Source organism: Variovorax sp. V118 (assembly GCF_041154445.1).
Taxonomy (GTDB): Bacteria; Pseudomonadota; Gammaproteobacteria; order Burkholderiales; family Burkholderiaceae_C; genus Variovorax; species Variovorax boronicumulans.
Genome location: NZ_AP028663.1, coordinates 1,985,853 through 1,999,824, shown reverse-complemented (window position 1 = coordinate 1,999,824; position 13,972 = coordinate 1,985,853). Strand labels below are relative to the sequence as shown.

The following is a 13,972-nucleotide window of genomic DNA, read 5'->3' as shown; positions in this document are numbered from 1 at the left end:
GCGCTCAATACTCCGAGTACTTTTTGGACTTGCCTCTCACCAGGTCGGCAGGATATTTTTGTGCGTTTTGAGCCAGCTTTTCCTCAGCCGCCGCAAGCAGATCGATACCGGTCACCGAGCAAAGCCGGAGCAGGTAAATGAACACATCCGCCACTTCATGACTGATGGCTTCGCGCGTCTTCTCAGGCAGGCTTGAGACGCTTTCCTGCCCATCTCGCCATTGGAAAATCTCCATGAGCTCGGATGCCTCGACAGCCAACGCCATGCTGAGGTTTTTTGGGGTGTGGAATTTCTCCCAGTCGCGCTCTTTGGCGAACTGGTCCACCTTCTGCTGAAGGGCAGATAGCTGATTGAGGTGGGCTGTATCGGACATGATGCGGTTCCTTGCCTAGGCAGTGCGGTAGATGCCGCACACGCGAAGCGCTTAGCTTACTTGCTGCGCTGGAGCTCAGGCACTGGCAGCGCCGCGGGTCGCGGTTCGCGGGTCGCGGGTCGCGGGTCGCGGGTCGCGGGTCGCGGGTCGCGAAGTAGCATGCGCCCATGTGGAAGCCCGCTAGCCCGATCGTGATCGCTGGCCGCACGCTGACCGATGAGGAGGCATGGTGGCACGAGTTCAAGAATGAACTCTACGAACTGTCCGAGGGCGTGGTCGACCGCGCCTGGCTCACCATGGTCTGCCGCGTCGTCTACCCCCTCGCCTTCGAAGATGACCCGCGGCATATCGCCAGGCTGGCGCACGCTGTCTTTGCGCTCGAGAGGCCGAAGCTCAGCAGCGCAGCGCACAGGGGGCATGTGCGCGGGTTACAGCCAAGTCGGTGCATTTACTGCCGACGGACGCGGCGGTAGGTTTAACCCGCCCGTCGCCTACTCGCTAAAGTTCGTCGTGACGCCGGCGCAGCGCACTAGATACGACAACTCGCGCCGCATGCGCAGCGCACCGCCCGAGACCATCGACAACCCGAAGCGCATGGACGTGCTCATCGAGATCTCAGACAGCACGCCTGGCGTCATGGTGGCCGCCGACGGCACCGAGGTTTCGCTCATCTCGACATCCGAGGCATGAGGACTTCGGAGCTGGCCGACGTCGCCTGCACGCTTGGATCGCCAAAGCCCTGGGCGAGGAGCCGACTCCAAGAGACTGTTGTTGACAGTAGCTTGCCGATTTCTTCACAGGCTGACAGCGAGCATCAGTAGGAAAATCGAACTCCCGCGGATCTCCGCCCGCGGCTCTCTCGGGCCGCCGAACATCGGCCTCTTGACCCGCTTCGGCGGGTTTTCTTTTCAGCGACTCAATCATGGCGGATCGCGCCACACGCGGCCCGAGAACATGCGGCCTAGGCCTACGCCCCAATCAACAAATTCGCCCCGAAATACATTTTATTGTAGCGACAAATAATCATTGTCATCTGATTTTTATGTTACTACAATAAACTCATGTTCTCAGTAATCGAAACTCCGACCTTCCAGCGCCTTGCGGCGGAATTCTGGTCCGACGATGAGCGCCTTGAGTTCGTGGCTTTCATCGCTGAGAACACGGAAGCTGGCGACGTGATCCAGGACACTGGCGGCCTGCGTAAGGTTCGTTGGTCACGCCCCGGCATGGGCAAGCGTGGCGGTGTCCGAGTGATCTATTTCAACCGCAACGAACAGGGCAACGTGGTGCTGCTGCTGGTCTACGCGAAAGCGAAGTTCGACAACATTCCCGCCGCTACTCTGGTGAAACTGAAGGAGGCTGTAGATGCCAAAGATTGACAAGGAAATGGAACAGTTCGAAAAGGACCTGCTCCAGTCCATCGGAGAGATGAAGAGCGGCAAGCATGCTGCTGTGCACACGCCTGGGCAGATCGAAGCGCGTAAACGTGGCCGGCCGGTGGGCTCAGTCAAGGCCGAGCCAAAGGTGTCGACAAATGTGCGGTTCGATCAGGACGTGCTGGTCAAAATGAAGGCCACGGGACCAGGATGGCAGACGCGCTTAAACGACACGATGCGCGTCATGGTGTCTGGTGCGGCTGCTCGAAATGTTCGTGTTGCACAGTCCTTTTGGCAGTCGGGTGGCTTGGCGAACGTAGTTGAAGAAGCGAAGCAGGTTACGAGGAATGCTATTGAGGCAGCCGAAAATAGGCCGCCTTTAAATCCGACTGGAAGGCCTTCCCAAGGGGTTTCCCGTCCTTCCACGCGCAAACGCGCGTGATGCCGTTCCCGGCCTGGTGTCTCTGCCGGCATCATTCGAAAGAGGGCTGAATTTGCCGGGGCTGCAAGCTCACGCTTCAGCGCGGCCAACCCTCCGTCAGGGTTTCGACGTCGGAGGCGTGGGCGTCAGCTGCGCCTGCCAACTCTTGAACTTCTGCCGTGCACTGGCCGAGTACGTCTGCGAGGGGATCGGCCGGCTGAGCTTGGGCGGTGGCGGCGGCGCTGGGCACGCGATCGCGACGGGAGGCGAAGCGAACGGCGTCGAGCAGGCGGTCGCGCTCAAGGCGCAGATCATCAGCAGCGCGAGCTGCCAGTGTTTCTCGGATGCGTGCGGCATTGAGTGCCTCCAGTTGTCGAGTGCGGTTTTCGGCCGCCTTGCTGTCGTTGGCGGCCTGCAGGACGCGGGAGGTCTCGGAGACCGAGAGCTTGTAGTTGGCGAGATCCTTCCGCGCCGTGGCGGCATCGGCGCGGGCGCCCGCCGCGCGCGTGCGCTCGATACCGGCAACACCAAGAGCCGCGACGAGCCCAACGCCCAGCAGCCACAGCAGCGGTGTCCTGATGTCAGGCAGCGCCATCACCACCACCTCCACCAGCGCATCCACATCGCAACGATGATCGCGTTCACGTGAGGCCCCCGACGCAGTAGCGCGTCTCGTCCGCGCGCCTGTTCGCCAGACCCTGCACGAAGGTGTAGACCTTGGCGCCAGTCTTCGGGTCGGTGCGGCTGGTGAAGCTCCACACGAGCTTGCCGTCATCGCCGCGGCTCAGGCGCCGGCAGCCACGCCCCCACTCGCCGCGGTTCCACGCCGCCATCGCGCCGCTGCTGCAGGTGGACGGCGCACCGAAGTTCCAGGCGTGGCTGCCGCCGGCGTCGAACACGTCTTGCGGGGGAAGCCGCTTGAAGCACTGCGCGAGCTGCAGCTGGACGCGAATGAGGGCTGCACGTTCCTCGCGCTCGCACTGCTCGGCACTCCAGCGCTCGCCCACGATGATCGGCGTCGAGGTGACGTGCCGAGTCAATCCTTTGCAGACCGTCGGCAGGCCACCGGCAAGCTTGTCGGGATAGACGACGTACTGTTTGTCCCCCTCCCACTTTCCCAGCAAGCCCAGCAGGCCGGCACTGGCCAGCACGAGCGAACCAGCGAGGTGCGGGAAGTAGCGCTTTTCAGCTGTCATGGTCATTCAAGCGGCACGCGCCCGCTGTCCTGCTGAGCCATCCGTTCTGCCCACTCGCGCGCCGTGTAGGTGCGTCGCGGTTCGATCCAGTCGAGGCGCTCGAAGAAGGGCCGCCAGAACCTCTTCCAGCAGAACTCGATGAGCAGTGCGAGGGTGTAGCAGGCGGCCGCCGCGGAGGCGATGTTCGGCCAGTTCAGCACAAACAAGTCCGCGAAGATCGATGTCGTCCTCGAGGCGCTGTCCACGATCTGCGCGCCGGTTGCGGCAGCAATCGAGGCCCCGGCCTTGAGCGCGGGCATGCTGATGGAGGTGGGGTCTTCGTTCATGCCCGGATCATTCCGGGCCCTGCTCGCGCTGTGAAACCCTACAGGGGCCCGCTTATGCGACGGGACTGCACGGCAGACGTGGCGAGCAGTTTAGACACCCGACTCACCGTCGACCTCGAACCCAACGAAAGTGATACCCCCGAGGCAGACCCCCGAGTTCATCGGGAAGCGCATCTTTTGAGATTGGCGGAAATTGTGGCCACCTTGAAGATTGACAGCCCTCGAACTGAACTCATGCTGTGAGCCCTACCTCATACACGAGCCCTCGAAGATGAAAGAACAGATGGTCTTGCTAGGCCTTGCCATCCTCGGAGTCGGCATCGTGTTTTTTTTGGCGATCGTGAGCTACTTCATCAGGCGGGTTGCGCCAGACGACCCTGCCGAATCTGTCGAGCGAGGGATAGACGTAGCCCTGGTCGTTGAATCAATCCTACTGGCGTACAAGAGATCCGGCCATCGGTCTCAGCATATGTGCCCATTGTGCAGGCAGCACATTGCATTGAGGATCAAGAGTTCTCAGCGCCTGATTCGTCTAAACTGCTCTTGCGGAGCGTGCGATGGGACGTATCAAGTTTCAGATTTCAAGTCCCACCAGAGCACCTAGGCTCAGAGCATGTTTCGGCTGCAACCGGGCATATCACCACCCAACAAGAATCGAGGTGCTGATGCGCCGGCAACGTCGATGAGGAATGCCATCTCCTACTGTCCGAATTGCTCAGCAGAGCTAGACGCCCTTGCTGTTGACCAGTGCTGGAACTGCCATGCAGAGTTCGGTGCCAAATCGGCCTGGGAGCCCGTCGCTCACCCTCCCGGAGAATTTAGGGTGTTCCTGCAACCACGAAACGAGCCGAAGCAAGATGTGCTCAGTGCCAATACATCGGAGACCCATCCAATCGCTCAGGTACTCACGAGGCTGATCGTTGGCATCGTGATCTGGCTGATTGGAAGTGTCACCCTGTTGGTTCTGTGGCTCGGTCCGGCAATACCGTATGGGGGGGCAATCAACCCCGCCTTTCCCTTCCTTGAGCTAGTCTTGACACTATCGTTATTGATCTGGATAGTCTTACCGCTCTTTGTCCGCAATCCCTAGCCCAACTGCCAAGACGGCTTGCGAACTACGTGGATCGTTGGGGCAGGTCTGCATGCGGCCATGAGCAGTCAGTGGCCCTTAGGTAAAGTGGGCGCTCAACGTCGGAGTTGACCGGCACGCAGCGGCATTGCGCCGCGAGACGTATGCTCCCGCGCACGGCTTGCGGTGCAATGCCGCTGCGTGTCCGCGTCGAACGACCTGCTAGGCATCACTGCCACAGCGCTTGAACCTCTTGCAGATTGGTGTGAAGTGCCACGTTGTACTTCTTGTCTAATTTAGCCTGCCGAGCGAGCGACACAAAGTTCTTCTCACTTACGAGCCGCTCCGAGTATGGGATGGCCGTATAGAAGGACAGGACATCGCGAATGTCGTTGACGTCAAGCGGCCCAGTCTGGGACTCTAGTCGGGCCGCTAGGTGCGCCTCTACATCCAAGCTTGGTACATCTCGCATGAACTGCAGTACCGCCTCGCCACCCAATGCCTTCATTTCTTCGACCGTGTGTCCAATGACCTGCAGCATGTGAGCTACATATCCTTGGTGGTCCAAGAAGAGTTTTGCAGCGTACGCACGATATCGGAGGTCCGTTGTTGAACCGGTCATCAATGCACGTCTCTCCTCAATCCGCGTCAGAAGAGCAGTCGAGTCCTCCGCGAATGCCAGCGTCCCCTCCCGACGCCGCGCATCATCTTGATTCAGGATGAAGTCCAAGTATTGGGCCGCAGGATCGAGATGTTGATTGAGAAAGTGCGTCACGCGGACCTGCGCAGGCTCGCCTACTGCCGTGTCGAAGATCTCGAAGGCCTGGGTAAAGCCCGGAACGATTGCCCAGTGCTGGGGAAGAGCAACAGGATCTTCGTCAAAGATCTTGTGAAGTGCAATGCGCATCTCCACAAGAAGCCGAGCCTTCCGGCTTCGATACACGTGCCCCCTGCTCAGAACTGCCTGAGCGGTCGCAACGTCGGTCCTAGTGCGGAGATCGTTTCGCTTTGCGGTTTCCAGTATTTGCGTAATGGTTAGCGGGCAGATGACACGTCCTGCTTCCACCTCTTGCCGGAGCTGCTGAAACACTGGCGCTGCCGCGTGAGATGGATCTTTCATCCCGCGGGCAAGGTCGATCCACTTGTTCTGGTCGAGGAAAAGGACACGCATTGGTGATGCCTAACGTCGGAGTTGACCGGCACGCAGCGGCATTGCGCTGCAAGACGTGCGCTTCGGCGCACGGCTTGCGGCGCAATGCCGCTGCGTGTCCCCGTCGAACGACCTGTTAGAGCTCACGGCCTGGTCCGTCATAGATCAAAGGCTGGTAGGTCCGGATTCATAGCCCGATCCATGCCATGGATCATCCGACGGAATATCTGCGAGTCCCCTTCGAAGGAGAGGAGGAAGCCCGCACAGTGGCCACATGCGTTCATGAGCACTTGCGCATCGGGCGCGGTCTTCACTTCCTCCATTGCCGGGAAACCTGCAGCTTCACGGAAATACAGGTCCTTCACGCGCTTCAACTTCCGGTCTCTGTCGGGAGAATTGAGTCGATGTGCCAGCTCATTCCGAAGCGTGTTAATGGCCGAGATCATTTCCCATTCTCCGAGGTTGTTCTTTCTCAAGCACAGAGATCGCCCAAGCTGAATCTTCTGATTGAAGGTGAGTCGCGCTTCCTCCAAGTGCTCGCGGTGGAAGACGTACTGCTCCAGGATTCGATTCAGTGTCTCTTCGATCAAGAGATGGCCCTTGAGCAAGACGTGGACGGCTTCGTCGACGTGCGCCATTTCTCGGCGGAATCGTTCGACTGATTGATGAAGTGCGGAGTCCATGTGAGCTCCAAAGTAATGTAGACCGCGCCAAGCCGCAGGCCAAATCTGGCGCTTGCGGTCTAAATTGGCACACAGAAAACGCTCCAAGGGGCTTGCGGCCTAGCATTTCAGTGCATTCTCTGAATGAAAATACAGTACTAAATTCAGCCATGAAACCCGCCGCCCCTCCTATACGTGCGCACCGCACGGTTGCTGGATCAACGCCGCGAGTGCATTCGTTTCAAACACTATAGCTTGCGCGCTGAGTTAGGCCATGTAGTAGCCCATACATCATCGATGACCGCTTTGAGGGTCATAACTGAAGGACAGCTCAGGGCCCATAGCTGCCGCTGGTTCGCATCAATCTGACGCGATATCGGCCCGCACGCGCGCCGCATCCTCGCGCAGCTGGGCACGCATTGCCTTCGGCGCGGTGTCTGCGATCCGCTCGTCCTTGCTCTTGCGCATTTCGCGCACGCGCCGCATCACATCGGGGATGCGCACCTGCATGAGCTGCTCGGGGTTCTTCTCGTTCCACGCGGCCACCTGGTCGCGCGCGGCCTGCACCTTCTTCGGGTCGCCTTCGAAGATGCCCTGCGCCCACTGCGCGCGGATCTCCTGGGCCCGCAGGTTGTAGAAGGCCTTCGTGCCCTGGCTGATGCGGTTCGCCTCCTGGATGGTGGCCACGCTGCCCGGCTGGAAACCGATGGCTTTCATGGCGGCCTCCAGCGCGTTGGTGTCGAGCACCTTGTAGCCCTTGGCGTCGCGGTACATGCCGGTGGCCGCCATGTCGGCTCCCTTCGCGGCGTTGCGCACCGCCGCCGGCGACATTTCCAGCACGCCGGCGCCCACGTCGCCAGTCAGCACACTGCGACCGCCGGACAGGATGCGGCTGGCGAAGTCGCCGGCCGGGCCCGCGATCTCGAGTACGTCACGCGCGTGGCTGGTCTTCTCCAGCAGCAGCCCGGTCCCGGGGATCAGATTGCCCATGCCCAGGCGGCCCGACACATCGAGCGGCGCGCCCGGCAGGCCGCTGACGCCCTTGTCGATGAACTGCGCGATGCCGCGCGGCAGCATGCTCTCGAAGAACTCTTGCCGCGCCTTCTTCGCCGAGAAGTTGTAGCCGAGCATCTGCGCCAGGCCGTCGGCGGCATCCTCCAGGTCTTCGGCGAACGGCAGGCCACCAGCGCCGCCCATCAGCATCAGCATGCCCAGCGCCAGCAGCGCCGCGCGCTTGCCCTCCGGGCCGCCCTGCGTGTACATGCGGTGCAGCAGCTCCAGGTAGGCCACGCTATACGTCTTAAACGTGAGGAGTGTGCCGCCGACAGCACCGCGTGCCCACTGTGCTTTCGATGCCTTCGAGTACAGGAACTGGGTCTCCGTCACGGCGCGCCGCGCGAACTCGGACGGGTCGGCGACGCCCTGCGCCTTCGCGGTGCGATAGGCCGCGATGAAGGTGATTCGGCGGTTCAGCTGCTCGGCTACACCGAACACCTTGCCCCATGCCAGCGACACGCGCGACAGCGCGTTCTGGCCCTGCGCGCGCAGGTCACCGACCCGGGTGCCGTCACCCGAGCGCAGCGAGCCAGCGCCGCGCGCCTGCGCCATCAGCTGGTGCACTTCCTGCGGCGCCACCACTCCCTCGGCCTCGGCGCGCTTGAGCGCGGCCGCGAGGTCCGGTTCGTAGTTCTTGCCGCGGGCGGCCAGATCCTTTGCAGCGCGGCCGATCTGCGCGGCCGCCGCCTTGGCGCCACCGTACTGGCTCAGCCACGGGAAAGTCACCTGCACGGGCTGCAGCGCGTTCACGAGTGCCGACGCCACAGAGCCGCCCAGGTACTGCGCGAACAGCAGGCCGCGCACCGCCTGCGCTTCCTCCTGCGGGTTCTTCACGTACTCGGCGAGCCGCACGGCCGCGTCCTTCAGCTCGCCCTGTTCCTTCGGGATGGCCGTCACAGCCTCGCCCAGGTCGCCCATGTGCAGGCCGGCGGCGGTCTGCCGCGCGTTGGAATACACGAACGCGGCCAGCACGCGGCCCACGTCATCACTGAAGCCCGCGATGCCCTTGCGATGGATCAGCCGGCGCATGGCGCTGCGGTTGGTCTTCGTGAGCTTCAAGTACTCCTGGAAGGCCTGGTCCTGCGCGCTGTCCCCGGTGGAATCGAGGCCGAGGGCGTTACCGAACAGCTCGAGCGTCTCCGGCGTCACGCCGGCGAACAGCTTGAACGCCTCCTCCGACAGCGTGCCCTGGCTCACGCCGGCCTCGCCGAACTCCTCGCGCATGCGCGCGGCCATCGCGTTGGCCTCGCGCACCGTCTCGAAGAGGCCGAAGTACTGCCGCTCGCCAGCGGCGTCCACCGCGTCAACAGTGAAGCGACCGAAGCGCGACAGTGGCGCGTAGCCGCGAGCCTGCAGGTCGCGCACCTTGTCCGCGCGGTCGATGATGCCGTTGGCGGTGTTCAGAAGCATGGTCGCGCGGTCAGGCTTGTCACCGGCGACCTGCACCAGGTGATCGCGGATCAGCACCGCTGCCGCCTGCGCGTCGGGCGCGTCCATCACGATGCGGCGCAGGCCCTTCGCATCGTCGCCGGCGAAGCGCAGCATGTCCGCACGCGCCATCGTGTCCAGGCTGCGGTCGGTGGCATCGCGGAACTCGCGGTACAGCGCGATCTGGCCATCCGTGAGCTGGAACAGACTGCGCAGCTCGGCGTCGCTCCAGACCACGCCCGGCTGCAGCATGTGCGACTCGAAGCGCGTGCCCACCGCCTTCTCGTAGGACTCCAGGGGCATGCCCTGCCACGCCTTCAGCATGCGCTCGTCGAGGTGGCCATTGCGCAGCAGGCGCTGCGCCTTCTGCTCGGCGGTCAAGCCGGCGGCCGCGTCGATCAGGCTCTGCACCGGCACAGCTTTGCCCTGCTCATCGCGGGCCCACGTCAGCGTGCCCTCGAACACGGGCTTGGCGACCGCCTTGTTGTCGGCGGCAGCCACTGGCGACTTCAGGGTGTCGCGCCAAGTCTCCAGCTTCGGCAGCAACTTGGGCGCTAACTCGGCGGCGTCGTTGGCGAAGAAGCTCACGTCGTCCACGAAGGCCTGCGCGGCTTCAAACACCGGCTTGAAGGCCGGCGAGCGCTCGGCGAGGTGGTACATCGTGCCCACCGTCTTGTCCCACCAGGACAGCGTGCCCGGCGCGCTGAAGGCCTTGTTCAGCTCGGCCGTGGCCATGCGAGCGTAGCCCGCCACCTTCGAGCGGCTGAACATGATGTCGGCGTCGTCAGCCTCGCCGCCGGCCGCGTTGCCGCGTTCGACCTGTTCCGCTAGACTCATAACGTCCTCCATAGAGCGGCTCGGGCCTTCACCGTGGAGCTGCGCGAGGGCTTGCCTAGGGTCGGTTTCCTGACCTTCTCGGCGGCCCACTCCCCGCTGTGGAGGATCTTTTTCTCTCCCTTCCAGCCCATCCTCACGGGCTGCGGCCTCCACCCACTGCCGGCCGGGCATGTTCTCGTTGAACTCCATCGCCTCCACTGTGTAAAGCGGGTTGCCCTGTCCGACCTGAGTGGTCTCCTTCACCGTCAGCTTGACCAGCTTCGTGCGGCCATCAATCTCCAACGGAGCGAAGAATCGATGGATTGCCCGAACGCTGGCGTCGCCATCACGATCCGGCTTGCTCCATCCCCAGATGGCTCGCTGAAACAGGCTGTCTGCGTTGGCCACCGCCATCGCATGGGTCGCGGGCGTCTCGGACTTGTTCACTGCCTTGGCACTGAGCATCTTGTCCAGCGAATTACGCGACACGACCGCTTGCATGCCCGTTTCGATGTTGAGCAACGGCGTGCCCTGGAACGCCCTCGCCGCCTCTCGAGCTTCTGCAAAGGTCGATGCCTGGCGCTGTGGCGTTGCAGCATCCTCCGCCCGGCTGAAACTCGGGCCGGCCTCTGGCGTGGCCGCGCCGGCGCCACGCTCCACGAACTGGCGCGCCGGCAGGATGAAGTTGCGGATGATCTCGTCGTCGGTCAGGCGCAGGCCGCGAAAGCCCGGCACGTGCTCGCGCAGCCAGCTGCGGATCGCCGCCACCGCGCGCCGCACGAAGTGCAGCTCGGGCGTGCGCTGCGCCATTTCGGCCAGTACCTCCTCGGCGGCCGCACGGCGGTCGAGCTTGTTCACCCCCCGCAGACCGTACTCCTTGATCTTGGCGTCGATCTCCGCGCTCCGCATCGTCGCGATCTGGTTGAGCACGCCGTCGAGGTGCTTGCCGAACTGGCCGCGCAGCCCGTGGTGGCCCAGTACCTCATGAAAGAGCACGCGGGCGGCGTCCTGGGCGCTCGGCAGCCGAGACGCCATCAGGTAGGCCTTGCCGCGGTAGTAGAAGCCCTCCGGCGCGCCGCGTGCGCCGCCGCTTCGCTGCTTCAGGTCTGCGCGCCGCGCGGCGGCCGGCACCACCGGATCGCCCATGTCGAACGCGACCACGACATCCGGCCCGTTGCCCCACGCAGCACGGATGGCGTCCACCGTCTTCTGCACGCCGGCGACGGCCTGCATGCGGGCCTCCGGCGAGTAGGACGGCCGGCTGAGTGCACGCATTGCGTTCGCGACTGCAGGGGATAGTCCCTCAGTGCCGTCCGCATCCGATGCGCGACGGAATGGCACATCGGCAAGGCTGGAATCGAGCGGCTTCATGAAGCGCCCCGCCGCCAAGCCGGCCTTGAACTCGTCCACCGACATGGCGGTGATAGGGCCCACCTTCCAACCGGAGTCATAGCTGCCCTTGTAGGCGTCCACGGCCTCGGCCTCGGTGTTGAATCCGAACAGGGCCTTGGCCTCGTCGTAGGAGCCGTCGGCGTTGACCTGGTCCACCACGTAGACCGTGGACGCAGTGGCAGCGTGCGGGCCGACGAAAACGTCGACGTGGTCGCCGTCGGCGGCTTCGGAGCCCTTCACGTAGCCGTAGTGCGCTGCAATCGTGTTGCTCCAGGTCGTACCGTCCGGCGAGGTGCCGCTGCGCGTGCTGCCCTTGGGGTTCTCGATGCTGATGCGCAGGCCCTGCACCTCGGGACCTGAGAGGTGCCCGAGGGAATAGTTGCCCGCGGCCTTTTGCGCGTCCGTCGGCTCGGGCTTGTCGTTCAGTGGGCTCGTGGCGGCCTCGTGCGCCGCGGCATCCATCGCGTCCGCGGGCTCCGCGCCTTCGCTCAGTGCAGGCTGGCGCTCGCCGGCGCGAGCTGCATTAGGTACAGCTTCTGGCACAGCGGGTGCAACTCGGACGGGATCTCCGCCCCGCTGTCCAGCACCTCCAGCAGGCTCCGCGTCTCGCTGCGGCTGGCCTGCCGCGCGCGGCGCAGCATCAGCAGTGCGCTGTACGCCGTCATCTGCCACCCGAACACCTCGTGCGGCTGCAACATCGTTATCTCCTTGGGGTTGGGCCTGCGCGTCTCGCGCATCGATGGCCGCGACGACCTGCGGAATGCGCAGACCGCTGGCGTCGATGCCCAGCGACTTCGCGACCTCGCGCGCCTGCAGTGCGTTCGTGCGCCAGGCAGTCGGCCGTGCTGCTGGAGCTGCTGCGGCGGCCGGAGCCTGCACGAGTGCTGCTGCAGGTGCCGGCGATGCGCCGCGGCGCGCGCGGATGCGCGCAAGGCCCTCCTGCACGCTGGCCGGCGCATTCACGCCGGGGCCCGGCGTGGCCCCGGTCTCCGTGGACGCCGCTGCTGCTACTTGCGCGGGCTCGCCTTGTCCTTGCTGGGTCGGAGCTGCTGCAGCAGCCGGTCGCGCGCCGTCGGCGACATCTGCCGCAGGCGCAACAGCGCCGCCAGCACGTTCTTGCGGGCCCGCGGCTCCGCGGGCAGTTTGAATGGCATCTGCAATCTCCAGGTCGTTCGCGCCGAGTGCGCGGAGAAATTCTTCGTCGGTGACATTGCGCGCGCCGAAGTCGGGCACGTCGTCCGCGAGCGCGGCGGCCATGTGGCCCTCGGTCTCGCGGTCGAGCGCGCGGAAGTAGTCGTCGTAGAGCGCACGGTCGCGCTCGTCCAGGCCGGAGTAGTCGAGCACCGGCGGAGCGGCGCGGCCGGCGGCGGCGGCCTGCTCTCGGTCGGCCAGCGCAGCTTCATCGGCCTGCCACTGGGCGTCCTGCAGCATTTGCCCGTGCACGCCCGAATCAACAGCGAGAGCGGCGCCAGCGGACAGCGGGCCGGCGCTCGAGTCGATGCCCATGGCCTGCGACGGCAGCGGCGCAGGGGCCTCTGCGGCCGGCGCTGCCGCCGGCGCTTCGGTCGTTGGCGGTGCCGGCTGCGGCGCCAGGCCCATCATGCGCGTGCGGGCCGCTGCGCGTTGGTCTTCCGGCAGACCTGCGAGGTAGGCGTCCACCTCCGATTGGCGGCCGACCGTGCCATCAGGGAAGCCCACCAGCGGGTCGGGCGTGTTTCCCAGCTGAAGGGGGGCTGCCGGCGGCGCCGCATCGGGCTCGGCAGCAGGCGCAGCGGCACCGCCGTGCCCGCCTGTGAGCAAGGACACGCCGCCGCCAGTGATGCCGCCAAGAGCGGCGCCCATGCCGGCCGCCGCCGCCACGCCCTTCGACGGGTCGATGGTGGGGTCGAACGGCAGCGCCGCGCGCTGACCCTCGTACTGCGTGATGCCCTCTTCGAAGCCTTCCTGTGCGGCCTCCACGGCTGCCGTCTTGCCTGCGCGTGCGAGCGCGCCTCCGCCGAAGCCCTTGGCGCCGGCCACCAGGCGCTCGGCGCCGACCAGGCTGCCCGCGCCACCCACGATGGCCGGGATGACGCTCGCCTGCCGGCCCGCAGCCGTGGCCTGCTCTTCGGTGGCACCAGCCTTCGAGGCGAGGTCGTAGGCCGTGCCAGCAGCATCGCCGCCAGCCATCGCAGCACCTGCAGCAGCACCGCCGGCAAGGCCCGCGCGCTCCACCGCCTTCGCGCCAGCACCGACGGCGCGCGCGGCCGCGCCGGCGCCCTTGATCGCCGCGCCGGGCCCGACGAACGAGCCCGCGGCCTGGGCCGCCGACAACACGGGGTTCTCGAGCACGTAGCTGCCAACCGCCTTCAGCTCATCGCCGACACCATCAGCGCCCTCGACGTCGTCGCGAAACTTCTTCTTCGCCGCCTTCGTGACATCGCTTTGCGATTCCTCGCCAGCCTTGATGATCTTGTCGTCGATGAACTTCGAGACGGCGTTGCCGGGCTTCACGAAGTTGGCCGCGGCGGAAACACCACCGGCCACCGCGTTGGCGGCCTCGATCACCGTGTCGTTGGCGACGGCCAGCGCGCCGCGCTTTGCGGGCTCGGGCTTCTCATCGAACTGGTCGAAGTAGTTGCCCGCCTCGGGTTTCTGGTCGAACTGATCGAAGTGGTTTTCTGCCATCCCCTCAGTTTTCCGCCGCTCACCAGCGGCGTCGAACCCT

General features: G+C 64.6%; 11 protein-coding genes. 4 read left to right on the top strand and 7 right to left on the bottom strand.

From position 1 onward, the window contains the following. Nucleotides 1-4: 4 nt before the first annotated feature. Nucleotides 5-373, bottom strand: coding sequence for a nucleotide pyrophosphohydrolase (locus tag ACAM52_RS09075; protein WP_369646798.1), 369 nt, complete (start codon nt 371-373; stop codon nt 5-7). Nucleotides 374-540: 167 nt separating this feature from the next. Here ACAM52_RS09075 and ACAM52_RS09070 point away from each other — a divergent pair, with 167 nt between their 5' ends. The 4 genes from ACAM52_RS09070 (at nt 541) to ACAM52_RS09055 (ending at nt 2,191) form a co-directional block, all read left to right on the top strand. Further along, entirely contained in the window at nt 541-846 is a 306-nt protein-coding gene (locus ACAM52_RS09070) for a hypothetical protein (RefSeq protein WP_369646797.1), read from the top strand. A 79-nt stretch (nt 847-925) separates the two neighbouring features. Then, on the top strand, nt 926-1,063 hold the full coding sequence (locus ACAM52_RS09065; protein WP_369646796.1) for a hypothetical protein: 138 nt from the start codon (nt 926-928) through the stop codon (nt 1,061-1,063). 371 nt (nt 1,064-1,434) lie between these two features. Further along, on the top strand, nt 1,435-1,752 hold the full coding sequence (locus tag ACAM52_RS09060; RefSeq protein ID WP_369646795.1) for a type II toxin-antitoxin system RelE/ParE family toxin: 318 nt from the start codon (nt 1,435-1,437) through the stop codon (nt 1,750-1,752). Further along, a complete protein-coding gene (locus tag ACAM52_RS09055; RefSeq protein ID WP_369646794.1) occupies nt 1,739-2,191 on the top strand; it encodes a BrnA antitoxin family protein in 453 nt (150 codons plus the stop codon). Before ACAM52_RS09060 ends, ACAM52_RS09055 begins: the two co-directional genes overlap by 14 nt. A 76-nt stretch (nt 2,192-2,267) precedes the next feature. Here ACAM52_RS09055 and ACAM52_RS09050 read toward each other — a convergent pair whose 3' ends face one another. The 6 genes from ACAM52_RS09050 to ACAM52_RS09025 form a co-directional block, all read right to left on the bottom strand. Continuing rightward, nucleotides 2,268-2,792: a hypothetical protein gene (locus tag ACAM52_RS09050; RefSeq protein WP_369646793.1), complete on the bottom strand. Its 525-nt coding sequence runs from the start codon at nt 2,790-2,792 to the stop codon at nt 2,268-2,270. A 19-nt stretch (nt 2,793-2,811) separates the two neighbouring features. Further along, nucleotides 2,812-3,366, bottom strand: a complete 555-nt coding sequence (locus ACAM52_RS09045; RefSeq protein WP_369646792.1) for a lysozyme — start codon at nt 3,364-3,366, stop codon at nt 2,812-2,814. Nucleotides 3,367-3,368: 2 nt separating this feature from the next. Then, entirely contained in the window at nt 3,369-3,692 is a 324-nt protein-coding gene (locus tag ACAM52_RS09040; protein WP_192192008.1) for a hypothetical protein, read from the bottom strand. 1,298 nt (nt 3,693-4,990) lie between these two features. Further along, nucleotides 4,991-5,932, bottom strand: coding sequence for a hypothetical protein (locus tag ACAM52_RS09035; protein WP_369646791.1), 942 nt, complete (start codon nt 5,930-5,932; stop codon nt 4,991-4,993). A gap of 137 nt (nt 5,933-6,069) precedes the next feature. Next, a complete protein-coding gene (locus ACAM52_RS09030; RefSeq protein WP_369646790.1) occupies nt 6,070-6,594 on the bottom strand; it encodes a hypothetical protein in 525 nt (174 codons plus the stop codon). A gap of 339 nt (nt 6,595-6,933) precedes the next feature. Next, the gene (locus tag ACAM52_RS09025; protein WP_369646789.1) at nt 6,934-13,932 is read right to left on the bottom strand and encodes a PLxRFG domain-containing protein; all 6,999 of its coding nucleotides are present in this window, start codon (nt 13,930-13,932) and stop codon (nt 6,934-6,936) included. Nucleotides 13,933-13,972 lie beyond the last annotated feature (40 nt).